The following is a 26,296-nucleotide window of genomic DNA, read 5'->3' on the forward strand; positions in this document are numbered from 1 at the left end:
GAACGCGCTGGCGTGGTACAACTATTAGCGTGAGTTGGACTATCGATATTCCCAAGGATGTGCTGCCAGATCTGCCCCCGCTGCCGGGGGACCTGAACCAGCGATGGCTCGACGTGCTTTCCCTCGACGCGAAGCAGCAGCCGTCGTGGGACCCGAATCAGGCGGACTATGTTCGCAAGATTTTGGAGTCTGTGCCGCCAGTTGTGCTTGCCCCAGAGGTTAACAAGCTGAAGGCCCAGCTTGCAGACGTTGCGTTGGGTAAAGCATTCCTTCTTCAGGGTGGCGACTGTGCAGAGACGTTTGAATCCAATACTGAGCCGCACATTCGCGCCAACATCCGCACCCTGCTGCAGATGGCTGCGGTGCTGACGTACGGTGCGTCGCTGCCGGTGATCAAGCTTGGCCGTATCGCTGGCCAGTACGCCAAGCCGCGTTCCTCTGATTACGACGAGAACGGGCTGCTGAACTACCGCGGCGACATCGTCAACGGCGTGGAGCCGACTGAAGAGGCACGCCGCCATGATCCGGCTCGTATGGTGCGCGCATACGCAAACTCCTCTGCGGCGATGAACCTGGTGCGTGCACTGGTCTCTTCCGGTACGGCCGACCTGCACCACATCAATGACTGGAACCGTGAGTTCGTACGCAAGTCTGCCGCGGGTGCTCGTTATGAGGCTTTGGCCCGTGAGATCTCCCGTTCCCTGGCGTTTATGGATGCCTGTGGTGTCAACGATGACAACCTGCGTCACTCTGAATTCTACGCTTCCCACGAGGCGCTTTTGGTGGACTACGAGCGTGCAATGCTACGTATTGCGGAAAACGATAAGGGCGAGACCAAGCTCTATGACTTGTCCGCGCACCAGCTCTGGATCGGCGAGCGTACCCGTGGGATTGATGATTTCCACGTGAACTTCGCCGCCCTGATTGAAAACCCTGTAGGCATCAAGCTCGGCCCGTCGGTCACCCCGGAAGAGGCAGTGGCCTACGCGGACAAGCTGGACCCGAACCGCGAGCCGGGCCGTTTGACCATGATTACCCGCATGGGCCACGACAACGTGCGCAACGTGCTGCCGGGCATTGTCAAGGCAGTGGAAGCGTCCGGCCATAAGGTGGTGTGGCAGTGTGATCCGATGCACGGCAACACCATGACCGCATCTAATGGTTACAAGACCCGCCACTTTGACAAGATCATCGATGAGGTCCAAGGCTTCTTCGAGGTCCACCGTGAGCTGGGCACCCACCCGGGCGGTATCCACGTGGAGGCTACCGGTGAGAACGTCACTGAGTGCCTCGGCGGCGCCCAGGACATTACGGACGTGGACCTGCCTGGTCGTTACGAGTCCGCAGTTGACCCGCGTTTGAACACCGAGCAGGCTCTCGAGTTGGCCTTCTTGGTTGCGGAGATGTTGCGTTACTAGCGGGTTTGTGGCCGGCTACTGGCCGGTCACAAAAATAGGCGGGAACATCCCGTACATACCTGAGCCGAACCACCAGCCGCCAACCAACACGGCGGCGGTTGCGGCAATGGCAAAGCCCACAAACAGCGTGATAGCGAACCCGCCGCGGTTACTTACTGAGCGGGGGCGCGGCGCCAGGGTACGCTGCCGCGCTGCGGGTGCTGGAACGCGCTCTGGTGCAGGCGCCGGGACGGGGGTGGGGGCAGCCGGGTCAAAACGTGTGGCTTGGGGTGCTTCCGGGAAGAGACGCTGATCTCGAGCCCTGGTTTCTTGGGCCCCGCCAAGCCTAAAGACTGTCGGATGGGCTGCTGCGCGGTTCGCCGCGGCGTTGCGCGGTATCGGCACTGTGTAGTCCGGCAGCGCCAATGCGTCGGCAACATCTTCAAGCGCCCCCAAAAACTCCGCTGCATCTCGGAAGCGTTCTTCGGGGTGGCGGGCGGTTGCGGTGGCCACGAGCTCGTCGAAAAGCATGGGCACCCCGGGCATCCAGGCTGAGGGGGGCGGGACGTTCTCACGCAGGCGTGCATACGCGTGGGCAATCGGCGTTTCCCCGGAAAAGGGCGTGCGCCCAGTCAGCAGCTCAAAGAACACGATGCCGGCGGCATAAACATCGGAGGCCTGTGTCATTGGGGAGCCATCGACCTGCTCGGGGGAGAGGTAGCTGACCGTGCCAACAATCTGATCCGTGGAATGCGTGGCATCCGCGGCGGCACGCACCAGCCCGAAATCCGCCAGTTTTACCCGGTGATCCATGTCAATCAGCACGTTATCCGGCTTAATATCGCGGTGAATCAACCCTTTGCGGTGTGCAACCGAAAGGCCGGTAAGCATCCCGCGCATCACTGCCGCTGCGGCGTGCGCAGGCATTGGGCCGCGCTCATCCAACAACTCGCGCAGCGTGCCGCCAGTGATGAGCTCCATGATCAAAAAGATCGCGTCGCCCTCAGAGGAAAAGTCGTACACGTTGACCAGATTCGGGTGGCTCAGCTGTGCCATAGCGCGTGCTTCACGGCGAAACCGCTCCGCAAACACCGGATCGTGCACGTACTGCTCATGCATCACCTTCGCTGCGACCTCGCGGCCTAAGCGAGTATCCACGCAGCGGTAGACGGTAGCCATGCCGCCGCGTGCAATCGCACGGTCAATGACATAGCGGTTATCCAAATAGTCCCCAACTGCCAACTGCATGCAACCAGTATGGCATTAGACTTACACACCGTGAATACACCACAGCAACAGCCACAGCAGCCGCAGACCCTTGACGCTTTGCTTGCAGACGAAGAACTGCTTGCATACCCCGACGTTGCCGAAACCCTCGGCGTGCCTGTGACCAAGGTCCATGACCTCGTAGGCGCCGGCAAGCTTGTGGCCTACCGAAAAGACGGCGTGCGCTACATCCCGGCGGCTCTGCTGGATGAAGGCGAGCTATCCAAGTTCGTGGCAGGTGCGATCACCGTGCTTGCAGACGGCGGGTTTAACCCCGAAGAAATCCTCCACTTTTTGTTCACGCCCGATGAGTCCCTGCCGGGGCGCCCAGTGGACGCGTTACACGGCCACGGTGCGCGCGAGGTAATCCGTCGCGCACAAGCGATGGCGTTCTAAACACGTTCTAGTTGTGCCGCGCAGTGGCCTTGATAGCCAGTGCGCGCAGGTTTTCCCGCACGTTTTCCGGCAGCTCAGCAGCATCTAGTTTTGCCAAGCCTGATGCGGTAAGCGCCTCAATGCGCTCTTCCACCGCGTCGACGGCGCCGCTTTGCTCAATAATGCGCGCCAGCTCACGCAGGTGCTCTGGATCGGAGGCGACGCCGATGCCATTGCGAAGCGTGGCGGCGTCGGGGCTTCCCGCCGCATCCAGAAGCGATAATGCACTTGCGTACAGCACGGTGCGCTTGCCCTCCCGGATGTCATCACCTGCAGGTTTGCCGGTTACTGCGGAGTCACCGAAAACGCCGAGCAGGTCATCGCGCAGTTGGAAAGCGATGCCGATGTCCTCGCCGTAGCCACGAAACGCTTCGATGACCTGATCTGAGGCACCCGCGAGTGCGGCGCCGAGGTGCAGGGGACGCTCAATGGTGTAGGCGGCCGTTTTGAAACGGTTGACGCGATCAGCCATGTCTACCGACTCACTGCCTTCGGCTTCCAGCATGATGTCGAGGATCTGCCCGCCGATAACCTCGGTGCGCATGCCGCGCCACGCGCCCTCTGCACGTGCCAAAGCTTCGGTGCTTACGCCGGAGCCGCGCCACATATCTTCGGCCCACACCAGGGCCAGATCGCCGATCAGGATAGCGGCGTTGATGCCAAACACCTCAGCGTTCCCGCGAAAGCTCTGCGCGCGGTGGGAGGCCTCAACACTGCGGTGCACCGTGGGATTGCCGCGCCGGGTATCGGAGGCATCAATGATGTCGTCATGCACCAAGGCGCAGGCCTGGATGAACTCCAGCGCCGTGACTGCGCGCAGGACCGCAGCAGGATCTTCGCTTCGGTTCTGCAGGCCAGCGCCGCCGACAAACCCTGCCCAGCCAAAAAGCGGACGAATGCGTTTGCCGCCACCAAGGACGAAGCGCTCAAGGTGCCCCACAGCTGCGTTGACTGGGTCCCCGAGCTTGGCAATATCACTGTCGCGTTGGCGGAAGAAACGCTCAAGTTCCGCGTTGACTGCTTCAGGGATGTGCTCGAAATCGGGAATCTGTTGTGATGAAGGGGCTTGCATAGCCTTTAAGACTACAGATCAAGCGGCAAGCGACGGCCCAGGATGGCAAAAGGTCGGGCGTCGCCGGGATAGTAGAAATCCCGCGCGATATCTTCAAAACCAAACTTGCGGTACAGGCCGAACGCATTGTTGTCCTCGTTGTCTACCTCTGGGGTGGAAAGCACAGTCCACTTCGCGGGAGCGAGGCGCAGCAGTTCACGCAGCATGGCAGCACCAATGCCAGCGCCCTGCTGTGAGGGGTGGACATGGATCTCAGCAACCTCGAAGTAGCTGTTGAGCATGTCTTGGCGCTGCGGGGTGATGCCGCCGTTTTCTTCCATGGCGCGGACCAGTTGTTTGTCCCACCAGCGTTCGCGACTACCAAGAAAGCCGTAGCAGCCGCCCACCACAGTATCGCCGTCAACTGCGGCCAGGGCGGTAAACCCAGGGGCAGTGACCTCGCTGCGCCAGACGCGCACGCGCTGGTTGCTTACCTGTGGGTTGTAGTCCATCGCTGAAACGTAAATCCCCACAAGGGTGGGTGCGAGGATGGAAAACTCGCCGGGACTCAAACGTCGAATGCTGATTGGCACTCCACTACCTAACCACGACACAACTCCTTTTCGCGCCCTTTTTTCATTAGAACAAGTGTACGAATTGCTGGCGGGGCTGTGGGGTGGGCCTTTTAGGCTTAGGTGCAACAAAGAAAACAATGGAAGAAAAGGTAAAGGAAAAGCCCATGAACAGTGTCGTATCTGCCACAACGTCCAAGGTCTACGGGTCGCCCGCAAGGATTTCGCGCCGGGACGCATTCTTTAACGCCGCAGAGGACCTGATTGCCGCGGCGCATGATGATATTGAAGCAGGCCGCTTCGATGTAGCTATGGAGAATGCCTACCGCGCGGCGCTGCGTATTGCGGGAGCGGTTAACGCTGGTTCTGAGGTGCTGCGCAAGCGCAAGCGCCTGCCAACCAGTGCGTGGGAAAAGTTAGCGCTATGTGGTCCGGAGGCAAAGGCGTGGGCTGCTCGCTTTAATAGCTACTCGCGCCTGCGTGGGCGGGTCGCCTCTGGTTTGGAATTGCACCCTGATCCGGCGGTTGTGCTGAATCTTTTAGGGGATGCGGAAGAATTCCTCTACGCTTCGCACCCTGGCAAGGCGCCGCTGGCTGCTGCCTAGCTGGTTATCGGACTCTTTATCTGGATACTGTGGCTGCGGGAACAAAACAGCTACGATGGCCGTTAATACAGCAACAGAGATTTAGCATTGCCCATCGATAGTTGTGAAAGAGTTATAGCCAGTGTCTCTATCTGAGCAAGAACAGCAAATGCTGCGCGAAATTGAGAAGTCGCTCCTCGCGGATGACCCGAGGTTTGTTAGTAGCGTGGCCCGTGAATCCGGCTTTTCGGATGCACCGCGAGGCGGCCAGCTGACGTTGCGAAGCATCGCGCTGCTGGTGTTTGGCATTGTGCTGCTGCTTGGTGGCGTTGCTTTGGCGTCCCTATCCACGTGGGCCATATTGATTAGCGTGGTTGGCTTCGGTGTCATGATGGCCGGTGGCGTCATGGCCTTGCGGGCGCCTGCGTCCCCGTCCCGTGGGCCCCGGCCGGCGGCAGGTGGGCAGCGCTCCCGCTCTGCCCGCAGTGTGAATATGGAGGAAAACTTCCGTCGCCGATTCCAGAATCCTGACGCCTAGCCGGTAGCGGTTTTCTACGCGCCCTTCCATTTTGGAAGGGCGTTTTTTCGTGTCCCACTTCGCCCCATCTGAAGCCCCCACTTTGCCCCACTAGAGCCTGGTTTGGGTCCTGTCTGCCTCCATGGTGCGTGTTTTGTCTGGTTTGAGGGGTGGTGGAGATGTGGGAGTCGTGAAGCAAAGTGCCCTAAATCTACGTAAGTGACACATGTGACGATAGAATTTCCACAAAATCCCCACCCTCTTAACCTGCAGAAATAGGTATTTTTCGCAGTATTTTGGCTCGCGATGTGGCGTTTGTGGGGCAAAGTGGGTTAAAGTGGGGCACAGCGGAGAATCGTGGTGGTCGCCTTGACTACGTGTCCACCAGGAATCGAAGCCACAGAAAACTGCATAAGCCAATGTCAGAAAGTGAAGGAAGGTAGGTCGCCGGATGTTTCTGGGAACCTACACTCCCAAGCTCGACGACAAGGGGCGCCTGACACTGCCCGCGAAGTTCCGTGAGGAGCTGGCGGACGGGTTGATGGTGACCAAGGGGCAAGACCACTCGCTAGCGGTCTTTCCTCGCGAGGAGTTCGCACAACGTGCCCGCAAGGCTGCGGCGGCTTCTCGTACGAACCCGAAGGCGCGCGCGTTTATCCGAAATCTGGCTGCCAGTGCGGATGAGCAAACGCTTGATGGTTCCGGTCGCATCACGTTGTCGCCGACGCACCGTGAGTACGCAGGCCTGACTAAGGAGTGCGTGGTCATTGGCTCGGTTGATTTTCTGGAGATCTGGGACGCAGAGTCCTGGGCCGCATACCAACAAGAAACTGAAGCCGCTTTCTCAGCGGCGGATGATGACGACATTCTCTCCGGTCTGCTCTAGGGACTGACTACCCCTAACACAGCAGGCACTGACTACTGACGGAGAGCGTGTACGGACTCTGTCCGGGGCGCGAGCTCCTCTGGTGTACTTCCCCGACATCAGAGCGGCCGCCCCGGACAGGGCTCTACTCGCTCCCCGCAAGGGCAACTCTTCGACACATCTACACATGCGCAGCAGGGCAAAGGGGTGGCACCCATGGATTACGCAATTGAGGCGAACCACGGTCACGTCCCTGTTATGCGTGATCGCATGGCGGAGCTTCTCGCGCCGGCAGTGGAGAAGTTCGGTTCCCAAGCGGTGATTGTGGACGGCACGTTGGGCGCCGGTGGCCATACCGAGCATTTCCTGACAGTGTTCCCAAACGCTCGCGTGATTGGCGTTGACCGTGATCCGCTGGCGCTTGCGCAGGCTACGAAACGCTTAGAGCCGTTCGGTGCTCGCTTCACGCCGCTGCAGGCGCGCTTTGACCAGGTCACTGGGCCGATCATGGGCGGCGACGGCGACGTCTTCGATATTGTACGCGAAGTTGGCGTGGCTGGCGCGCTCTATGACCTCGGCGTGTCGTCGATGCAGTTGGACCAGGAAGAGCGCGGCTTTGCGTACAAAGTGGACGCGCCGCTGGACATGCGCATGGATCCGACGCAGGGAATTACAGCTGCGGAGGTCCTCAACACCTACTCCCACGGTGAGATCGCCCGCATTTTGAAGACGTATGGCGACGAGCGCTTTGCGGGAAAAATCGCCTCCGCAATTGTCAAAGAGCGCGAGCGTGAGCCGTTTAGCCGCAGTGGGCGCTTAGTGGAGTTGTTGTATGCGACGATCCCAGCGGCGTCTCGGCGCACTGGCGGACACCCGGCGAAGCGCACGTTCCAGGCGCTGCGCGTTGAGGTGAACCGTGAGCTTGAAGCGGTGGAGAACGTCGTGCCGGTGATTACGGATCTGCTTGGCGTAAGCGGACGTGTGGTGTTCATGAGCTACCAGAGCTTGGAAGACAAGATCATCAAATCCGCGTTTGCGGAGCTGACCACGTCGAAGACCCCACCGGGATTGCCGATGGATCTTCCTGGCACCGCGCCGAAGTTCAAGCTTGTGACCCACGGTGCCGAGAAGGCGTCGCAGGCCGAGATTGATGAAAACCCACGCGCTGCCCCGGTGCGGGTGCGTGGCATTGAGAAACTCCCAACCGATAACCCGAACGAAGGACAGTGAGACCATGGCAGTGAAAACCCGCACAGCTGCAACTGTGTACACGCCCACGCGCACGCCGCGTACCTCGCCTGACACCCGTCCGGGTCTGCACCCGAATGCGCGCCCGAATGTGCGCCCGCATGTGCCGCATCAGAAGTCGCGCAGCGGCCGCCTCGGTTCGCAGCAAGTGGTGTCTGTCCGTGGTCGCAGGGTGGCCACGGCGGCGAAGCAGAAGACTGCGTTAGGCAAGGTTGGCGGCTTGACGGTTGTGCTGCTTGTTATCGGGGTGACCATTGCGATGCTGCTGTCTGGCCTATCCACGGCACAGACGTTTACCATCCAGCAGCTGCAGTCCCAGGAGCGTCAGCTGGCCAATGAGGTTGAATCCCTCAACCGGAATCTGGAGGACCTGCGTTCTTCTGCGGAGTTCACTCAGCGCGCGACAGAGAAGGGCATGGTGGTTGCGAGCCAGCCCGGTATTGTTGCCATGCTTGACGACGGTCGCATTGAGCACCGCCGCGACTTCAACCCGGAGTCCGTGGCCAAGCTTGTAGACGTCAACGGCGCTCCAACCCGCGCAAACCGTGCAAGCAGTGATGAGAAGGCAACCGCTGAGCTTGGGGATAACTTGGCGCAGGTCCCAGGCGGCAACGTGGTGGGCGAAGCCCCTGCCGCTGCTGAGTTGGCAAACCTGGCGCCGTACCAGCCGAACGTTCCCGCCGCGTTCTAGCGCGTGGTGCGCGAACTTGTACTTGCCAAGGTGCAAGATGGATGGGAACGAGCAGCAAACAGAGGTAGGTGAGGTTTCGGCGTGGGCAAACATCCGCAGCCGGTACGGCAATCCCACATTACAAACCGCCGCGCCTCAGGGCTTGCGGTGGCGTTTCTCGTTGTAGCTGCACTTTTGGTAGGCCGCCTGTTTTGGGTGCAGGTGGTGTGGGGCCCGGAGCTTCGCGTCCAGGCTGCTGACCAGCGCACCCGTACGTATGACGATGTTGCGCGTCGCGGCGAGATCACTGACCGTGAGGGCAAGCGTTTGGCCTACACCATGCAGGCACGCTCGCTGACGGTTTCGCCGATAATGCTGCGCAAAGAGATCCAGGAGCAGCAGGAACTGAAGCTGCGCGTAGAGGGTTTGTCTAGGGAAGACATCGCCGCCCAGATTGATGCGCGTGTTGAAGATGTGCTGCGCACCATGGCCAACGAGATTCCGGTCATGATTGCGGAAGGCAAGCCGGAGACGGACCGAAGCATTGATGACGGAGGCAACCGTACCGTTGGCAACGTTTCTGCCCGCGAGATCCTAGACAAGCTCAAAGCTGATACCCACTATGAGGTGTTGGTGCGCAACGTGGATCCAGATGTGGCCGCGAAGGTTGCCAAGAGCTTCCACGGCGTGGCGGCAGACCACCAGGACATCCGCCAGTACCCGAATGGTGCGATTGGTGAGAACATTTTTGGCAAGGTTGGCATGGACGGCCACGGCCAGTTCGGTCTGGAGGCCTCCAGTGACGCGGTCTTGACTGGTATTAACGGCAGCTCTACGGAGGATGTCTCCGCTGACGGCCTTGCTATCCCAGGCAGTCTTCGCGACGTTGTTCCGGCGGTTGACGGCGCGGATATCCAGCTGACCATTGACTTGGATCTACAGACCTTTGTCCAGCAGACCCTTGAGCAGGCGAAGGCGAACTCGCTGGCCAAGAGTGGCCAGGCAGTGGTGCTGGATGCGCACACGGGGGAGGTGCTGGCAATGGCTAACACGGACACGATTGACCCGAACGGGAACTTGGAAAAGCAGTTGAAGGAGGGCCGGGACTTTGACAACACGTCAATCTCGCACCCCTTTGAGCCGGGTTCTGTGGCGAAAGTAATCACCGCTGCCGCAGCGCTTGAAGAGGGCTTGACTGACCCGTATGAGGTCCACCAGGTGCCAGGCTTTATCGAGATGGCAGGCGTTCGTGTGAACGACGCCTGGTCCCACGACGTTGCGCCGTACACCACGGCAGGCATCTTTGGTAAGTCCTCCAACGTGGGCACGCTGCAGCTTGCACAACGACTGGGTGAAGACCGCTACTGGGATTACGTGCGCCGCTTTGGCATTGGCCAGACCACCGGCATTGAGTTGCCGAACGAGTCTGATGGTCTGTTGCCGGTGCGCGAGCAGTGGTCGGGCGGTACGTTTGCCAACCTGCCTATTGGACAGGGTATGAGCTGGACCGCGTTGCAGATGGCGGGGGTCTATCAGGCCTTGGCTAACGGTGGCGAGCGTATTGAGCCGCGCATTATTGCTAAAGTCACTGGCCCGGATGGGGAGGAGATTCCGCAGCCGGAGCCGGAACGTGTACGTGTGGTCAGCGAGGAAACGGCGCGTACCACGGTGGATATGTTCCGTTCCGCGTTCCAGTCGGACCCAACTGGGATGCAGTCTGGTACCGCCCAGAACGCAGGCCTTGAGGGCTACCAGCTTGCGGGTAAGACCGGCACAGCACAGAAAGTAAACCCGGATACCGGCGCATATTCCAACAGCGCGTTTTGGATCACGTTTGCCGGTATCGCTCCGGCAAATGATCCTCGTTTCGTTGTCGCCGTCATGCTGGATGAGCCTCAGCGTGGTCCGCTCGAAGGTGGTGCTGGCGGCCAGTCGGTTGCACCGGTATTTACGCAGATTGCCAGCTGGTTGCTCAACCGGGAAAACATTCCGCCAAGCCCACACGCAGAGCCATTCCTGCTACAGGCACAGTAAGAGAGAAAGGACACCATGAACGCAGACAACGGGGCGACTATTCGCAGACTTGCCCAGCTGGCTCACGCTGAACTTGTCCACGCATCGAACGAAGACATGACGGTGACCTCTATCAGCCTGGATTCTTCCGCGGTGGAAGCCGGGGGCATCTTCGCGGCGCTTCCTGGCACCCGGGTACATGGCGCGAGCTACGCGGCTGATTCCAAGGCGAGTGCCTTGCTTACGGACGCCGACGGGCTCGCCATCATCCGCTCCACCAATGACCCACGTCCGGTGCTTGTGGTTGACAACGTTCGCGCTGTGCTAGGCGAGGTTGCGGCTGAGGTGTACGGGTGGCCGTCGACAAGCATGAAGCTCATTGGGGTGACCGGAACCTCCGGCAAAACCACCACCACCTACATGCTGGAGCGCGGTTTAGCCGCCGCTGGCTGCAAGGTGGGGCTGATTGGGACGACTGGCACGCGTATCGCGGGCGAGGATGTGCCGACGAAGCTGACCACACCAGAGGCGCCGAAGCTGCAAGAACTGTTTGCTCGGATGCGCGACGCTGGGGTGACGCACGTGGTGATGGAGGTCTCCTCTCACGCGTTGATGCTGGGGCGTGTTGGCGGCACGCAGTTTGATGTGGCGGGCTTTACAAACCTGTCCCAGGACCACCTGGATTTCCACTCCACGATGGAGGAGTATTTCGAGGCCAAGGCGCTGTTTTTTGACCCAAAGTCACCATATGCGGCCGATCAGTGCGTGATCTGTGTTGATGACCAGTGGGGCCTGAAGATGGCCGGCATTGCCAAGGATCCTGTGTTGGTGGGCACCCGCGGCCAGGACGGGGTGGACGTATCCGCACACCAGGAAAGCGTGGATGCCACCGGCGTGCAGCACATTGCGCTCGAGGTGCGCGGTGAGCCGCACACGCTGATGCTGCCCATGCCGGGCAAGTTCAACGTGGCAAATGCGGCGCTGGCGGTAGCACTGGCAACGGAAGTTGGTGTGGACGCAGAGGCGTTCATCCAGGGCTTGTCCGGTGCGAGCGTGCCTGGGCGTATGGAGCCGATTGATTGCGGCCAAGAGTTCGTGGCCGTGGTGGATTACGCACACAAGCCGGCGGCGATTGCCGCGGTGCTTGAGACGTTGCGCGGCCAGGTCAGTGGGCGAGTGGGCATTGTGGTCGGTGCGGGTGGTGACCGTGACGCTTCGAAACGCGCGGTGATGGGCGCGGAGTCCGCCAAGGGGGCGGATATGGTGATTGTTACTGATGACAACCCGCGTACCGAGGATCCTGCCGCGATCCGCGCCGCCGTGCTGGAAGGCGCGCGTGAGGCAGACGGGCGAGCCCGGGAGATCCGGGAAGTAGCCGGACGTGCGGAGGCGATTAACCAGCTTGTCGCGTGGGCGCAGCCGGGCGATGCCATCATTGCCGTTGGTAAAGGTCACGAGGTTGGACAGATCATCGGGGAGACCACCCACCATTTTGATGACCGTGAGGAAATGCGCCGTGCACTAACTGCGCGCATGGGCGCCAGTGAGGAGATGGATTAAGTGATACCGCTTACTTTGGAGCGCATCGCCGAAATCACCGGCGGGCGCCTCAGCCCGGAGGCAGACCCTAAAACCCAGGTCACAAGCTTTGTGGAGTTTGATTCCCGCAAGATCACCCCGGGTGGGTTGTTCATTGCGTTGCCGGGCTCGCGTGTCGACGGCCACGATTTCGTCCCCAAAGCCATCGAGCAGGGAGCTGCCGCCGCGCTTGTGACGAAGGAAGTGTCGGCGCCTGCGATCATTGTGAACAAAGTGCCGCCGAAGGAAGGCGACAACTCTGACTTGGCTGTCAATGATCCGGATGGCTCTGCCGCGGGTGTTGTTGCGGGCATGACAGCGCTGGCTGCGTACGTGGCGCGTGAGCTAAGCATCAACCACGGGCTGACCATTGCAGGCATTACGGGCTCTGCGGGCAAGACCTCTACGAAGGATTTGATTGCCGCGGTGCTGTCGCGCGCGGGCGAAACAGTTGCCCCGCCGGGATCTTTCAACAATGAGATCGGACATCCGTACACGGTGCTGCGATGCAGCGAAGATACAGACTTTTTGGTCGCTGAAATGTCAGCTCGTGGCATCGGCCACATTGCGCACCTAGCAAAGATCGCGCCGCCGAAGATTGGCGTGGTGCTCAACGTCGGTTCCGCCCACTTGGGTGAGTTCGGCTCGCGGGAAAACATCGCGCTTGCTAAAGGAGAGCTGGTGGAGTCCTTGCCAGCGGCCGCGGACGGGGGAGTGGCGGTGCTCAACGCGGATGATGATTTGGTTTCCGCAATGCGCACGCGAACCCAGGCCCGCGTGGTCACGTTTTCCGCCGAAGGCAAGAAAGACGCGCAGTATTACGCCACAAATGTCACGCTAGATGAGCTGGCGCGCGCAACGTTTACCATGCACACTCCGAACGCTAAACCGCAGCAGGTGCGGTTGAACGTGTTTGGCGCGCACCAGGTGTCCAATGCCCTTGCCGCCGCCGCGGTGGGTGTGGAGTCCGGTATGGATCCAGCCGTGGTGGCCCAGGCGCTGAGCCAGGCGCACTCTGTTTCCGTTGCGCGCATGGACGTAGGTACGCGCCCAGACGGCGTTACCGTGATCAATGACGCGTACAACGCCAATCCGGAATCCATGCGGGCGGCCATTGCCGCGCTTGGCTTTACCGCCGCGGCACGCCCGGGTGTGCGCTCTATCGCGGTGCTCGGCGAGATGGCAGAGTTGGGCGGGTCTTCTACAGAAGAACACGCTGAGCTTGCAGATGAGCTCGCCCGCTACCGGGTAACGCACCTGGTCACAGTGGGTTTTAACGATGCTACGGATGCACTGGCAACGCGTGCGGTGGAACACGGCATTGATACCCAGCAGGTGGCGGATGCAGATGAGGCGGCGGAGGTCGTTGAAAAGCTTATCGCTCAACCACCTGCTGGTGTGGAGGGCTGGGCGCAGCTGCACCACCGTGATGTTGTGCTGGTCAAGGCTTCGAATGCGCTTCGGCTATGGGTAGTGGCAGAGCGGCTGATGCCGGGCAATACCCTTAAGAGTGACAAACGTTAGGCACTGAGGAGAGTCATGATCCAACTCATCATCGCCGGGATTGTTAGCTTCCTGGTGGCGATTTTCACCACCCCAGTGCTCATCCGGTATTTCCACCGCCGTGAGATGGGCCAGGAGATTCGTGAGGACGGCCCACAGTGGCACGCTAAGAAGCGTGGCACACCCACTATGGGCGGCCTGGCAATCTTGCTGGGTATCACTGTGGGCTACGTGGTGAGTGCCTTGTATGCGATTGCCGGCGGGCACGCAGGTTTCACGGCTTCTGGTTTGATTGTGTTAGCGCTGACCCTCTCGCTTGGCCTGGTGGGCTTTGCTGATGATGGCATCAAAATTTTCTTCAAGCGCAACCTGGGTTTGAACAAAACCGCGAAGCTGGTCGCACAGTTGGCCATCGCGATCGTTTTCGGTTTGCTGATTACACGCTTCCCTAATGAGGCAGGTCTGACGCCTGGCTCCACGTTTTTGTCTCTGACTCGGGATGTTGAGACCATCGACATTGCCGTGGGCGGGGGAGTGTTGGGCATCATCTTGTTTTTGGTATTCATTTACCTGCTGTTGGCGGCGTGGTCGAACGCAGTGAACCTGACTGACGGTTTGGATGGTTTGGCTGCAGGTACCACCGCCTTGGTGATGGCGGCCTACACGTTTATTACGTTCTGGCAGTTCCGCAACTCCTGCGAGGCTGCCGCGGCCGCTGGCTGCTACTCGGTGCGTGACCCGCTGGAGCTGGCTGTGCTGGCTGTGTCTGGGTTTGGCGCCTGCGTGGGCTTTTTGTGGTGGAATGCGGCGCCGGCCAAGATTTTCATGGGGGATACAGGTTCGTTGGCACTTGGCGGTCTGGTTGCCGGGCTGTCGGTAACTTCGCGCACGGAGCTTTTGATGGTGATCATCGGCGCGCTATTTGTTATTGAGGCTGCGTCTGTTGTCATCCAGGTGGCGTCCTTTAAGACCACCGGTAAGCGCGTGTTCCGTATGAGCCCGTTCCACCACCACTTTGAGCAGGGCGGCTGGCCGGAGACCACAGTTGTGATTCGTTTCTGGTTGATCTCTGGCATGGCCGTGGCCACTGGTTTAGCGGTGTTCTACTCAGAGTGGCTGTTCCAGATTGGTGTGTCGCTGTGAGTGGTGTGAGCATGCCGGCGCCGTTTGATCGCGGTGTGATTGTCGCTGGCGCGGGCGTGTCTGGCACCGGCATTGCCACGCTGTTTCGCGGCATTGGGGTGGAGGTGTTGATTGCGGATGACCGCGCAACCGGTGAGGGCATTATTACCACTGAGCAGGCCCGCGCCCACTTCGGCCAGGTTGGTGTGGTTGTCACGTCCCCAGGTTGGCGGCCTGACTCGCCTTTGCTTGTCGACGCCGCGTTTGCCTCCCTCCCCGTCATCGGCGATGTAGAAGCCTGCTACCGGCTTGACCGCGCCGGTGCGTTCGGTCCGCCAAGGGATTGGCTGGTGGTTACCGGTACGAACGGCAAGACGACCACGACCGGCATGTTGGCTGCGATGATGCAGGAAGCCGGCAATGACACCGGTAAGCGTGCGGTCGCGTGCGGCAACATTGGCGTGGCTGTGGCGGATGCGTTGGCTGCGCCACAGCGTGTAGACGTGCTGGTAGCGGAGCTTTCCAGCTTCCAGCTCTACTGGTCTGATCAGCTTGTGCCCGATGCGGCCGTGTTGCTCAACCTGGCAGATGACCATCTTGATTGGCACGGTTCGTTTGCCCACTACGCGGAGGCAAAAGCGCGAGTGTTGCGCGCCACGCATGCCGTAGCGGGTGTGGATGACCAGCATGTGCGCGAGTTGGTGGCAAAGACCGGCCGAGACGACATTATTGGCTTTACGCTTGGTGAGCCGAAGCTTGGCCAAGTTGGCGTTACAGCTGGCCGGATCGTGGCCAACCTGCATGGTGCAAATGTGGATATCGCTTCGGCGGAGGGCATCGAGCCCGCCGGCGCGGCCGGCGTGCTCGACGCACTTGCCGCTTCTGCCGTCGCGCTGACCCAAGGTGCACGCCCCGAACATATCCAGCGAGCACTCGCGCAGTATCACGTGGCAGGCCACCGTGGTGCGATCGTGCATAGCGCCAATGGTGTGAACTGGGTGGATAACTCCAAGGCGACGAACCCACATGCCGCGGATTCTGCACTTACCGGCGCGGGCACCGTCGTGTGGGTAGCTGGCGGGCAGCTCAAAGGTGCGGCGGTGGATGAGCTGATCACCGCGCACGCACACCAGCTGCGCGCGGTGGCGCTCATGGGCGTGGACCGTGAGATCTTGCGTGAAGCGCTGGCCCGCCTCGCCCCGGAGGTGCCCGTCTTTGTCACGGACTCCACTGACCCGGATGCCGCTATGGAACAGGTCGCAGACTTTGCTGCCGCCCAGGCGAAACCGGGCGACACGGTGCTTTTGGCGCCAGCCGCGGCAAGTTTGGATATGTATTCCGGAATGTCGGCGCGTGGTAACGCGTTTGCCGCAGCGGCAATGAGACACTGCTAAGCACTACATGACTATTCGAGCGAAAGGGCACTATTTTCCGATGACGGCCACTGGAACCCGCCAACGCTCGATGAAGCGCCCGCCGGAATCCGGTTTTGCCCGTGCATGGCGCCGGACGCGTCAATCCCTGGATTCGTATCCGCAGCTGGATTACACGGTGATCCGCACAGTGGTGCTGGTGCTAGTTGGCCTTGGCGTGGTCATGGTCATGAGTTCTTCGATGGCCACATCGTTTGCGTTGTCTGAAAACCCGTGGGCGATTGCCGCCCGTCAAGGGGCGATGGTATGCGCGGGTTTGTTTGTGTTTTGGCTGGCGCTGAGGACACACCCGGAGCGGCTGGGGACTCTTTCCTCGTGGTTCATGCTGATTTCTGTCCTGCTATTGATCGCGGTGTTGATTCCAGGCATCGGTACAGGCCGTGAAGAGGTTGGTTCCCAGTCTTGGATTGTGCTTGGTCCGCTGCGTCTTCAGCCTTCTGAGGTTGCCCGTATCGCCATTGCTATGTGGGGTGCCAAGGTGCTTGCCGGCCGTGACCCGCGTGCATTGCGTCGCACCGACAACGGCTTCATGTTCTTTATCTTGGTTGCAGGGTTGTGTGCTGGATTGATTGCCGCACAGGGGGACATTGGTATGGCCTTGTCCTTTTCCGTTGTGGTTGGCTTGATCCTGTTCTTTGCTGGCGTAAGCTGGGGCACCATTGGCTTGGTTGCTGCAGTGGTGTTCTTCGGCGCAGCGATTGCGTTTTTCTCCGGCGGTTTCCGCTCCCAGCGTTTCCACGTCTACTTCGATGCGCTTTTTGGCCACTTCGAGGACACCCGTGGTGTGGCGTTCCAGTCACACCAGGGCTTTTTGTCGCTTGCAGACGGCTCCTTGTTCGGCGTCGGACTTGGCCAGTCTCGCGCCAAGTGGTTCTACCTGCCAGAGGCTCGCAATGACTTCATTTTCGCGGTGATTGGTGAGGAGCTCGGCCTGTGGGGCGGCGCACTGGTAATTCTGCTGTTCGCCGCGCTTGCATGCTTTGGTTTGCGCTGCGCGCGGCGTGCCCAGAGTCAGTTCCAGTCGTTGATGGCTGCGGCACTGACTGCGGGTGTTGTATCCCAGGCGTTTATCAACATCGGTTACGTGGTGGGCTTGTTGCCGGTGACCGGTATTCAGCTGCCAATGTTGTCTGCTGGTGGTACGTCCGCGATTATCACTTTGGCGGGTATGGGCGTGTTGGCGTCTATTGCGCGACATGAGCCGGATGCGATTTCGTCGATGCAAAACCATGGCCGTCCAACTTTTGACCGCGTGTTGGGTATTCCTGAGCCGCGCACGTTGGCGCAGCTGCGTGAGGATTCGAAGCCTGCGCGTGGTGGGGTGCAACGTGCGCGTCGTCAAGCAGACAAGCGCGAGGCTCGCTTCGGTGCCCCGATCGCTGGTGGCCGTACCGTGCGCCCTGCCACCTCGCGCTCTCGTGGTGCCTACGGTAATCATGGCGCCATTCATTCAGACCGTCGCGCCGGTTAGTGCAAGCAAAGGGGAGTTTCGTTGTCTTTCTCATCTTTGAGTGTTGTCGTTGCTGGTGGTGGTACCGCAGGCCACATCGAGCCGGCCTTGGCGGTGGCGGAAGTGCTGCGTGACAGCTACGGTGCTCAAGTTCGTGCCTTGGGTACTGCACGGGGCCTTGAGACCACGATCGTGCCGGCGCGTGGCTTTGAGCTGAGCTTGATTGACCCGGTGCCCATTCCGCGCGGTAAGCCGTGGAAGTTGTTTGGGGTTCCCGCCAAGCTTGCTAAGAGCGTCAATCAGACTCGCCGTATCCTTAAAGATGCCGGCGCGCAGGTGGTTTTCGGCACTGGCGGCTATGTCGCTGCGTCGGCGTATTTGGCTGCGAAGTCGCTCGGGTTGCCGTTTTTCGTGTTGGAAACCAACGCACTTGCGGGCATGGCCAACAAGCTTGGTGTGCGCCTTGGCGGCGTAGGCCTTAATGCGGTGGCAAATTCGGGCATGCCCGGTGACGTGGTTGGCATCCCGGTTCGCCCCGGCGTTGGTGTAGACCTAGAGGGGGCGAAGGCGGAGCGTGGTTACCGCATGTGGGACCTTGACCCTGCTCGGCCAACCTTGCTGGTTACGGGAGGTTCGCAGGGTGCGGTGAGCATTAACACTGCGCTTGCTGGTGCGGTTGAGCGCCTCATCGGTGAAGGCTTCCAGGTGCTGCATGCTTATGGACGCAAAAACGACGCCCCCGCACCCCACCCCGGCTATACTGCTGTGCCCTATATCGATGACATGGAGGCCGCGTATGCGGTGGCAGATGCGGTGCTTTGCCGCTCTGGTGCGATGACGGTGGCGGAGAACTCCGCTGCTGGCCTACCCGCCATTTACGTGCCGCTACCGCACGGCAATGGCGAGCAGGGGCTTAACTCCGCACACCTTGTTTCCGCAGGTGCTGCCCTGCGTATCGACGATTCCGCGCTCACCCCCGACGCCCTCTACACCGCAGTCAATGACGTACTTGCTAACCCTGAGCGCACTGCACAGATGCGTCACGCTCTCGCCGAAACTGGCGCGGGTGAGGTGGCGGAAGACATTGCCCGTCGGATCGCTGAAGCCGCTGAGTCAGCCAAGTAGAAGTTACGTAGATTAAGGAACCATGATGCAACCCGCAGTTGATCTTTCTCGCGTCCACCTCATTGGCATTGGCGGCGCAGGTATGTCGGGCGTGGCCCATATCCTGCTTGACCGTGGTGCGGTTGTTACCGGCTCTGATGTGAAGGATTCGCGTCCGGTTCGTGCGCTTCGCTCCCAAGGCGCGAAGGTTGCCGTGGGCCATGCGCCTGAGAACCTTGAGCTTTCCGGCCAGCTGCCCACGGTGGTGGTGACGAGTTTCGCGGCGATCCCCAAGGACAATCCGGAGCTGGTGCGCGCGCAGGAGGAGAACATTCCGGTGATTCGCCGCTCGGATTTGCTTGGGGAGCTTATGGAGGGCTACACCCAAGTCCTGCTCGCCGGCACGCATGGCAAGACGTCGACGACGTCGATGGCGGTTGTTGCTTTGCAGGCTGCAGGCATGGATCCGTCTTTTGCCATCGGCGGTCAGCTCAACCGCGCTGGCACTAACGCGCACCACGGCGGGGGAGAGGTTTTCGTCGCTGAGGCTGATGAGTCTGACGCGTCGCTGTTGCGCTACAAGCCGGACGTTGCCGTGATCACCAACATTGAGCCGGATCACCTGGATTACTTCGGTACTCGTGAGGCCTACTTTGAGGTCTTCGATGCTTTTGCGGATCGCGTGACCGCAGGCGGTCACCTTGTGGTGTGTCTTGATGATGACAACGCTGCCGCCTGCGGCAAGCGCGCCGCCGCCCGCGGCATTAATGTGTTGGGCTACGGTACTGCCGAGGCTGCTGCCCGACACGCGCAGTTGCAGCCAGGTGCGGTGATTGTTGAGGAAACGCTGGTGGACGGCGGCGTTGCCGTCACCATCGAGCTGGCTGATGCTTCGCGCGTGTCTTACCAATTGGCTATCCCGGGTCGCCACATGGTGCTGAACTCTGCTGCGGCACTGCTCGCCGGCGTGCTCGTTGGCGGTGAGCCTGCCCAGGTTGCCCAGGGCTTGAGTGATTTCACTGGTGTGCGTCGTCGATTCGAGCTGAAAGGCGAGATCACTGACGGCGCGTTTAAGGGCACCCGGGTTTATGACGACTACGCGCACCACCCAACCGAAGTTGCCGCCGTCTTGACTGCCGCGCGTGAAAAGGTCGCCGCGGAAGGCAGCGGAGCCCGGGTGGTTGTGTGCTTCCAGCCGCATTTGTACTCCCGTACCCAGGAGTTCGCAGCAGAGTTTGCGCAGGCACTTTCGCTTGCCGACGCCTGCGTGCTCCTCGACATCTTCGGCGCCCGCGAAGCTCCCGTAGAGGGCGTGACGTCGCGTTTGATTGCCGACAAGATTGCCGAATCCACAACGGTCCTGCTTGAGCCGGACTTCTCTACGGCGCCCACCGTGGTGGCTTCGGTGACCAAGCCAGGCGACCTAGTGTTCACCATGGGTGCCGGCAGCATCACCCTGCTTGGCGACGAAATCCTGACCACCCTCACCCAACCCGCAAGCACCCATGTCGACGAAAACTAGCTTCCCACCCCCGGAAGAAGAGCCGAACGAGCCTGCCGAACAGCCTGAGGCTGAGGCTGAACCCGAGCAACCCGCTGAGCCGGAGTCACAGGATGCAGAGGAGCTCGAAGAACTAGAACCAGAGCCTGACCGTGAGCCTGAGCCTGTAAAGCAATCAACGTGGCCGGAGAACGCGAAACCGAAGGTTGATCCGGTGCAACAGCGGATTCGCCGGCGTCGTGCAGCATTGTCCATCAGTGGATGTCTTGGCATTGTGGCGGTGCTGGCTGCGGTAGCTCCATTCACGCCAGTGGTGCCCATGCGCGGGATCAATGTGCACGGTAATCATGCGTTGACGCAAGAGTATGTCCAGCAGCTTGCAGACATCGCCCCGGATACCCCGATGGGACGTGTGGATGTGCGTCGTGCTGCACAGAACATTGCTGCTGACCCTTGGGTGGAGACAGTAACCGTGTCGCGTGATTGGCCCAGCAGTGTTGACGTTGAGATCACGGAGCATGTTGCGGTTGCGTTTATTGCACAACACGACGGCACGCATCTCATTGACAGCAACGGGGAGGATTTCCTAGTTGCTGAGCCGCCGCCGCAGGCTATTGAACTTGTCGGGGCGCCGGTGGAGGATGCTGAGGCGATGGCGGCTGTAGTGGATATTGCGGCGTCGATTAGCGAGCGAGCCCGCAATGAAATCGCCGCCATCGACGTCGCCCCGCTCAACCACGTGCTGCGCACCAACGACGGACGCACCATCGTGTGGGGTGCGTCGGAGGACAACAAGAACAAGTCGTATGCCCTTGAGGCGGTGCTGCAGATGGAGGGCCGCGAGTTCAACATCACGAACCCGCAGCTTGTCACCAGCAGGTAGTGCGGACCGGGTTCGCGTTCTTGTCGGCCGCCCCCTGTCTTGTGGTGCCTTCAAGACGGTGTTTTCCGCGGCGCGGAATACCCTCAACTTCTACTAGGCCGTCTTCCGCGCCGCGGAATGCCCGTACCGGGCCGGGGGCGACGCAACCGCTTTTCGGTCGAGGTGGCGGATTCGTCCGTTGATATTCCCCGGGCAAGCCATTCCCCTGACGGGCCAGTCTCTCTCAACAGATATGCAGGTCAAGATATGCAGGTGTAATGGTCAGGGCTTTTTTCAATAAGCATCCTTTAATGAAAAATCGCTTCCACCTGCAGACCTGCATATCTACACCTGCATATTTGGGTTTGGAGGCTCTCCGTACCGTCCCGAGAGTCGCCTGAACAACGACGCCAGGCGGGAACGGTTTGGACTCAAGTGCTTGTTCCTGGTCTTGCGGCCAATTCCAGAAGAACGTTTCCGCGCGGCGGAAAACCTGTGTCCTGCAAACGGGTCGCTAGTCGCGCACATTGTGTCCGATAACGTTTGGGAGGACGAGTGGGGCCTCGCCAAGCAGCGCCTTTAGGTTTCCTTCGCGTTCAACAGCACTGGTGACTGCCTGTACTTTTGCAGCTTTACGCTGATTGCCTTGGCCTCCAGCTCCGCCGCCAGTGCCCATGGCCATAGGGCCGCCAGCGACCGTTGTCGAACGTGCCTGTGCGCTAGGGTTTGTGCCGCTTGCGCTGTAAGCGTTTGCACCTGGAGCAGCTCCTGTGCCGGGTGCACCTGCGCCGTTAAGTGGGCCACCGCCGGAACCCATGCCACCGCCGGAACCCATGCCCTTGCCACTTGCGCCGATGCCTGTGGCAAGGCCACCGCCGGTGTTCGCACCTGTACTGGAGCCGACACCAGCCGCATTGCTGCCAATCGCACCTGGGGAAATCGAATTCATACCTGCGGCAGAACCCGGGCCGCCCGGTGCGCCGCCAGGCATACCGGCACCAGGGTTGAGCGTCGGCGGCATGGAAGGTGCCGACAGGGAAGCAGCCTGGGTTTGGGTTGAGCCTGCCTTAATCGCCTCGACAACATCCGGGTTGACCTTGCCGTAAGCATTAATGACATCATCAGGCGTAGCTGCATGAGCCAGATCGCCATGGCCGAGTGCCATGAAAGAATCGCGGATGACCTTTGGCAATGGTGAGCGGTCAAACGACGGGGCAGCGGGTTGTTTCGCCTCGCGGATATCGAAAGGATTGCCCGGGACCTGGTCTAGGTCCGGCAAGAGTTTTGTAAACGTCGGAATCGTTGCTACCAGCTGAGAGCTGGCGCGTGGGCCGAAGGAGGCGAGGTAGGTCGCTTCGTAAGCGGGACGGATCGTAGGAGGTAGGCCAACCGCCACAGCAGCAGCGGCTGCAGCCATCGCTGTCTCTGCCGCCGCTGACTTGGCGAGTGCGCTGGTGTGCATAGACATGGCGTCGGCACGCCGTGCGTACGCGTTGCCAGCATGCTGGATCCTGTTAATGCGTTCATCGCCGCGCCGCACCCACCTGGTTTCTAGCGAGGTGGCGAACGAGTTTTTTCACGCCGAAGAGTGCCACGACTGATTCATCAATGGCCCGCGCCATAAGCGTCCAGTTCGCTGCCTCTGCTTCCGCGGCGGCGATATTTGTGGCCGCTAGGAGTTGCTCAAGGATGTGCAAAGTCATCGGCGGTGCCGCTACTGGCGCTTGCGGGTGGAACGCGGTTGCCTTCGCGTTGACAACGTTCAGTGATGCTTCTATTTGCCCGAGTTCCTCCATGAGCGGATTCAATGTAGCTAGGGCAATACCTTTGAACATGCCCGCAAGCGAATCATCGGAGCGTTTCATATTCTTCAGATTGATCTCTGAAACGTTCGCGGCGTCCATCAGGTGCGAGGCCAGAACCTTGAATGATTCCGGCGCACTCATGGACGAGATGAGTCCCAACGCCTGACCAGCTTCGCGGTAGCCGGTGACGTTGGAGAACACGGCTAACTCGCTCTTAAATCCTCGCTTGAAAGGATGCAAAATTGAAGAGGCTTCCTCCTTAAGTAACTTGATGCCTGCCAACAAAGATTCGATGTCAAGGCGCACTTGCTGCGACAAAATAACCCCCTTTTACTTTTGATTACGTGTTTGGGGAGAAGCTTAAATCTTCGCTGGGAGAAATGGAACCTTTTGCGTGCACACTTTAGTGGACATTGCCTGTGCCGAATTGTAGGAAGAGCTGTTCAAAGATGTGAATCGATAGTTCGCACATTTCTGCCTGAGTCACATTATGTGCAAGGCCTCCGGCAGATGCGCCGAAACCACCACGGAGGGTATCGACCTGGGTATAGCAAAGGCTTGGGTCGTGGTTGGTAGCAGCAAACGCGAACAGCTCGGGGATTAATTCAGATCTGTAATGGGGGAGCATCAATCCTTGCATCTCAATCATTTCGCGATTCGTGTTGCCGTTGTCAAAGGAAGTGACGATTGCACGGTCTAGCTGCTCATCGGTGCTAGGAATTTCACAGAAGCTTAACTCGCTTATCGGCCACCCCTCATTAACAATCTCAATCCCCGGAAACCCCGCCGCCGCGTATTCTTCCAAAGTGATTTCGGTGCAGGGGTTAAAAATATCGTCGCCAAGCGCGTAGGGGTCGAAGTCCCCGAATTCGAGGAACCCGGATTCGAAGGCGAAGCCGCGGGGCTTAGTAGTCGCTTGAGCAGTACCCTCAGCCTCAGCAACCGAAGAAACACCAGTCTCAGAGCCAACACCAAGCGATTCAATCTTCGCGCTTGGCACGCAGGCGCTCAGCGCAAGCGCTGACACCACAGCCCCCGGAAGTACAACAAAAGCCTTTTTCAACACTGCATTTCCCCCTTCGGTTAGTTCTTTGTATGCGCAGTATTCCTGAAGCGACGCATACGAATCATTGATTCTGAAGAATCCGCCACCCCCGTTGTCTACCCGCGGCTCCAGAAAAGTAGTCACAGCTGTAACATCCGCAACAAAACCCCAGGTCAGAACCTTAAAGCTGAGGTTTAGGGTTGTGACACGCCGATTGAGAACACAAAAACTTCATCGTTTTCGCCGATTATGGGAACCACTGAATTGCTTCCCATCTTCAACTTTGGAAAGGCGAGATCCCCATATGACCTCTCCCGCGAACTACCTCGCCATGATCCGCGTCGTCGGTGTCGGCGGCGGCGGTGTTAACGCTGTGAACCGCATGATCGAGGAAGGCTTGAAGGGCGTCGAATTTGTCGCCATAAATACGGACTCCCAGGCGCTGCTGTTTACTGATGCGGACACCAAGCTGGACATTGGCCGCGAGGCAACCCGTGGCCTCGGCGCTGGCGCGAACCCGGAGGTGGGCCGCACTTCCGCTGAGGACCACAAGCAGGAGATTGAGGAGTCTCTGAAGGGCTCTGACATGGTCTTCGTTACCGCAGGCGAGGGCGGTGGCACCGGCACTGGTGCTGCGCCGGTTGTCGCGGGCATTGCGAAGAAGATGGGTGCGCTGACCATTGGTGTTGTGACTCGTCCGTTCTCGTTTGAGGGAAAGCGTCGTACTCGTCAGGCTCTTGAGGGCATTGAGAACCTCAAGGAGGTCTGCGACACCGTTATCGTGATTCCGAACGATCGCCTGCTGCAGCTTGGAGACGCTGAGCTGTCCATGATGGACGCCTTCCGCGCAGCGGACGAGGTGCTCTACAACGGCGTGCAGGGTATTACGAACCTGATCACCATCCCGGGCATGATCAACGTGGACTTTGCGGACGTTCGTTCCGTTATGGCTGACGCTGGTTCCGCGCTCATGGGCGTTGGCTCCGCACGTGGTGACAACCGTGTGATGACGGCGACCGAGCAGGCCATTAACTCGCCGCTGCTGGAGACCACGATGGAGGGTGCGAAAGGCGTGCTCATCTCCATCGCCGGTGGCTCTGACCTGGGTCTACAGGAGGTGCACGCTGCTGCCACCATCGTGGAGGAGAAGGCGGATGATGACGCGAACATCATCTTCGGCACCATCATTGATGACAATTTGGGTGATGAGGTCCGCGTGACCATCATCGCCACCGGTTTCGATGAGGTTGCCAACAAGCTGCAGCACGCTGAGCAGAACCCAGAGCTGCACCAGCCGGTCGTCCCGGGTGAGACGCATGAGGCACAGGCTGAGGCCCAGCCTTCTGGGCCGTCTGTGCCAGTTGAGCAGGCGCCGGCGCGCGGTTCGCTTTTCGACGATCGCGTGAACCCCACCGACGACTACCAGCCTCGCCACCGTTACGAGTCCCCGCGCTCTGGCCTGTTCACCAACACGGATCACGACCGTCGTGGTGGCTTTGATGATGACTTCGACGTCGACGTTCCGGACTTCATGCGCTAGTTTGTGCGCATGACTGATCTTGCTTCACGCCCCGTCCGCATGGTGTTTACTACCAGAGCGGGCGGGGTGTCTTCGTCGCCGTACGCCTCTTTCAACCTGGGCGATCACGTAGGTGACGCCCCGGAGGACGTAGCGAGTAACCGCCAGCGTCTCGCCGAAATCTTGAGCCTTAAGCCCGAGCAGTTTGTGTGGATGGAGCAGCTGCACACCAACACGGTGACCGTGGTTGGCGCTCCGCAGTCCGAGCCGGTCGAGGCAACCGATGCGGTGGTGACCACCCAGCCCGGGCTGGCTCTGTGCGTGTTGGTTGCAGACTGTGTGCCGGTGCTGCTCTCGGACCACAATGCTGGGGTGATCGCCGCAGCGCACGCGGGACGTCTTGGCGCACGCAACGGCATTGTGAAAAAGACCGTGGAAAAGATGGTGGAGCTGGGTGCAAATCCTGCGAACATCCAGGTGCTTCTGGGCCCCGCAGCGGCAGGCGCTTCCTATGAGGTGCCGCTTGAGATGGCGCGTGATGTGGAGTCGCGGCTGCCGGGGTCTATGACGAAGACGTCGAAAGGAACTACCGGCTTAGATATCCGTGCGGGCCTGGTGCGCCAGCTGTTGTCTCTAGGCGTGACGCATGTGGATGCGGATCCGCGCGATACGGTGACTGATACTGACTTTTTCTCGTACCGCCGCGAGGGCACGACGGGCCGGCAGGCGGGCGTGATTTGGCTGACGGGAGCGTAA

23 protein-coding genes and 1 pseudogene are annotated in these 26,296 nt (G+C 60.1%); 18 read left to right on the plus strand and 6 right to left on the minus strand.

Going from position 1 to position 26,296, the window contains the following annotated elements; translation table 11 throughout:
• Positions 1 to 29 precede the first annotated feature (29 nt).
• Entirely contained in the window at positions 30 to 1,418 is a 1,389-nt protein-coding gene (locus HMPREF3101_RS05570) for a class II 3-deoxy-7-phosphoheptulonate synthase (protein WP_070463517.1), read from the plus strand.
• 33 nt (positions 1,419 to 1,451) lie between these two features.
• On the opposite strand, the pseudogene HMPREF3101_RS05575 reads toward HMPREF3101_RS05570, so the two are convergent.
• Positions 1,452 to 2,645: pseudogene (locus HMPREF3101_RS05575) on the minus strand (protein kinase); the annotation flags it as partial.
• 30 nt (positions 2,646 to 2,675) lie between these two features.
• Between HMPREF3101_RS05575 and HMPREF3101_RS05580 the strand changes: the two are divergent.
• Positions 2,676 to 3,059, plus strand: a complete 384-nt coding sequence (locus HMPREF3101_RS05580) for an Rv2175c family DNA-binding protein (protein WP_246816658.1) — start codon at positions 2,676 to 2,678, stop codon at positions 3,057 to 3,059.
• 7 nt (positions 3,060 to 3,066) lie between these two features.
• Here HMPREF3101_RS05580 and HMPREF3101_RS05585 read toward each other — a convergent pair whose 3' ends face one another.
• Positions 3,067 to 4,170 carry a polyprenyl synthetase family protein gene (locus HMPREF3101_RS05585; protein WP_070463524.1) on the minus strand — a complete coding sequence of 368 codons (1,104 nt, stop codon included), beginning with the start codon at positions 4,168 to 4,170 and terminating at the stop codon, positions 3,067 to 3,069.
• Between the two features lie 11 nt (positions 4,171 to 4,181).
• On the minus strand, positions 4,182 to 4,742 hold the full coding sequence (locus HMPREF3101_RS05590; RefSeq protein WP_070463527.1) for a GNAT family N-acetyltransferase: 561 nt from the start codon (positions 4,740 to 4,742) through the stop codon (positions 4,182 to 4,184).
• Positions 4,743 to 4,888: 146 nt separating this feature from the next.
• Between HMPREF3101_RS05590 and HMPREF3101_RS05595 the strand changes: the two genes are divergently transcribed.
• The 14 genes from HMPREF3101_RS05595 to HMPREF3101_RS05660 all read left to right on the plus strand — a co-directional run bounded on the left by HMPREF3101_RS05595 (position 4,889) and on the right by HMPREF3101_RS05660 (position 21,192).
• On the plus strand, positions 4,889 to 5,326 hold the full coding sequence (locus tag HMPREF3101_RS05595; protein ID WP_070463658.1) for an SAV_6107 family HEPN domain-containing protein: 438 nt from the start codon (positions 4,889 to 4,891) through the stop codon (positions 5,324 to 5,326).
• A 121-nt stretch (positions 5,327 to 5,447) separates the two neighbouring features.
• On the plus strand, positions 5,448 to 5,843 hold the full coding sequence (locus HMPREF3101_RS05600; RefSeq protein ID WP_070463529.1) for a DUF3040 domain-containing protein: 396 nt from the start codon (positions 5,448 to 5,450) through the stop codon (positions 5,841 to 5,843).
• A 430-nt stretch (positions 5,844 to 6,273) separates the two neighbouring features.
• Entirely contained in the window at positions 6,274 to 6,708 is a 435-nt protein-coding gene (gene mraZ, locus HMPREF3101_RS05605; protein ID WP_070463532.1) for a division/cell wall cluster transcriptional repressor MraZ, read from the plus strand.
• Positions 6,709 to 6,903: 195 nt separating this feature from the next.
• A complete protein-coding gene (gene rsmH / locus HMPREF3101_RS05610; protein WP_070463534.1) occupies positions 6,904 to 7,917 on the plus strand; it encodes a 16S rRNA (cytosine(1402)-N(4))-methyltransferase RsmH in 1,014 nt (337 codons plus the stop codon).
• A gap of 4 nt (positions 7,918 to 7,921) precedes the next feature.
• Entirely contained in the window at positions 7,922 to 8,626 is a 705-nt protein-coding gene (locus tag HMPREF3101_RS05615) for a cell division protein FtsL (RefSeq protein ID WP_070463536.1), read from the plus strand.
• Positions 8,627 to 8,707: 81 nt separating this feature from the next.
• On the plus strand, positions 8,708 to 10,639 hold the full coding sequence (locus HMPREF3101_RS05620; RefSeq protein ID WP_083280105.1) for a peptidoglycan D,D-transpeptidase FtsI family protein: 1,932 nt from the start codon (positions 8,708 to 8,710) through the stop codon (positions 10,637 to 10,639).
• Positions 10,640 to 10,654: 15 nt separating this feature from the next.
• The gene (locus tag HMPREF3101_RS05625; protein ID WP_070463538.1) at positions 10,655 to 12,178 is read left to right on the plus strand and encodes a UDP-N-acetylmuramoyl-L-alanyl-D-glutamate--2,6-diaminopimelate ligase; all 1,524 of its coding nucleotides are present in this window, start codon (positions 10,655 to 10,657) and stop codon (positions 12,176 to 12,178) included.
• On the plus strand, positions 12,179 to 13,720 hold the full coding sequence (murF, locus tag HMPREF3101_RS05630) for a UDP-N-acetylmuramoyl-tripeptide--D-alanyl-D-alanine ligase (protein ID WP_070463540.1): 1,542 nt from the start codon (positions 12,179 to 12,181) through the stop codon (positions 13,718 to 13,720).
• A gap of 15 nt (positions 13,721 to 13,735) precedes the next feature.
• Positions 13,736 to 14,842, plus strand: a complete 1,107-nt coding sequence (mraY, locus tag HMPREF3101_RS05635; RefSeq protein WP_070463542.1) for a phospho-N-acetylmuramoyl-pentapeptide-transferase — start codon at positions 13,736 to 13,738, stop codon at positions 14,840 to 14,842.
• An 11-nt stretch (positions 14,843 to 14,853) separates the two neighbouring features.
• A complete protein-coding gene (gene murD / locus HMPREF3101_RS05640; protein WP_070463660.1) occupies positions 14,854 to 16,215 on the plus strand; it encodes a UDP-N-acetylmuramoyl-L-alanine--D-glutamate ligase in 1,362 nt (453 codons plus the stop codon).
• A 40-nt stretch (positions 16,216 to 16,255) separates the two neighbouring features.
• Positions 16,256 to 17,725 carry an FtsW/RodA/SpoVE family cell cycle protein gene (locus tag HMPREF3101_RS05645; protein ID WP_070463544.1) on the plus strand — a complete coding sequence of 490 codons (1,470 nt, stop codon included), beginning with the start codon at positions 16,256 to 16,258 and terminating at the stop codon, positions 17,723 to 17,725.
• A 21-nt stretch (positions 17,726 to 17,746) separates the two neighbouring features.
• Positions 17,747 to 18,829: a UDP-N-acetylglucosamine--N-acetylmuramyl-(pentapeptide) pyrophosphoryl-undecaprenol N-acetylglucosamine transferase gene (locus HMPREF3101_RS05650; RefSeq protein WP_070463546.1), complete on the plus strand. Its 1,083-nt coding sequence runs from the start codon at positions 17,747 to 17,749 to the stop codon at positions 18,827 to 18,829.
• Positions 18,830 to 18,851: 22 nt separating this feature from the next.
• Complete coding sequence (gene murC / locus HMPREF3101_RS05655; RefSeq protein WP_070463549.1) at positions 18,852 to 20,330, plus strand: UDP-N-acetylmuramate--L-alanine ligase; 1,479 nt, start codon at positions 18,852 to 18,854, stop codon at positions 20,328 to 20,330.
• Positions 20,314 to 21,192 carry a cell division protein FtsQ/DivIB gene (locus HMPREF3101_RS05660; protein WP_083280106.1) on the plus strand — a complete coding sequence of 293 codons (879 nt, stop codon included), beginning with the start codon at positions 20,314 to 20,316 and terminating at the stop codon, positions 21,190 to 21,192. The genes murC and HMPREF3101_RS05660 overlap by 17 nt, the downstream gene beginning before the upstream one ends.
• A 493-nt stretch (positions 21,193 to 21,685) precedes the next feature.
• Here the strand turns inward: HMPREF3101_RS05660 and HMPREF3101_RS05665 are convergent, their stop codons facing one another.
• The 3 genes from HMPREF3101_RS05665 to HMPREF3101_RS05675 form a co-directional block, all read right to left on the minus strand.
• A complete protein-coding gene (locus HMPREF3101_RS05665) occupies positions 21,686 to 22,711 on the minus strand; it encodes a hypothetical protein (RefSeq protein ID WP_070463550.1) in 1,026 nt (341 codons plus the stop codon).
• Positions 22,695 to 23,294 (minus strand): hypothetical protein, encoded by a 600-nt coding sequence (locus tag HMPREF3101_RS05670; protein ID WP_070463555.1) that lies wholly within the window; start codon positions 23,292 to 23,294, stop codon positions 22,695 to 22,697. The genes HMPREF3101_RS05665 and HMPREF3101_RS05670 overlap by 17 nt, the downstream gene beginning before the upstream one ends.
• A gap of 85 nt (positions 23,295 to 23,379) precedes the next feature.
• Complete coding sequence (locus HMPREF3101_RS05675; RefSeq protein WP_070463557.1) at positions 23,380 to 24,165, minus strand: hypothetical protein; 786 nt, start codon at positions 24,163 to 24,165, stop codon at positions 23,380 to 23,382.
• A gap of 160 nt (positions 24,166 to 24,325) precedes the next feature.
• Between HMPREF3101_RS05675 and ftsZ the strand changes: the two genes are divergently transcribed.
• Together ftsZ and pgeF are read left to right on the plus strand one after the other, a co-directional pair.
• Positions 24,326 to 25,561: a cell division protein FtsZ gene (ftsZ, locus tag HMPREF3101_RS05680; RefSeq protein WP_070463558.1), complete on the plus strand. Its 1,236-nt coding sequence runs from the start codon at positions 24,326 to 24,328 to the stop codon at positions 25,559 to 25,561.
• A gap of 9 nt (positions 25,562 to 25,570) precedes the next feature.
• Positions 25,571 to 26,296 carry a peptidoglycan editing factor PgeF gene (pgeF, locus tag HMPREF3101_RS05685; protein ID WP_070463560.1) on the plus strand — a complete coding sequence of 242 codons (726 nt, stop codon included), beginning with the start codon at positions 25,571 to 25,573 and terminating at the stop codon, positions 26,294 to 26,296.

The sequence above is a fragment of the Corynebacterium sp. HMSC29G08 genome (assembly GCF_001806875.1).
Lineage (GTDB): Bacteria > Actinomycetota > Actinomycetes > Mycobacteriales > Mycobacteriaceae > Corynebacterium.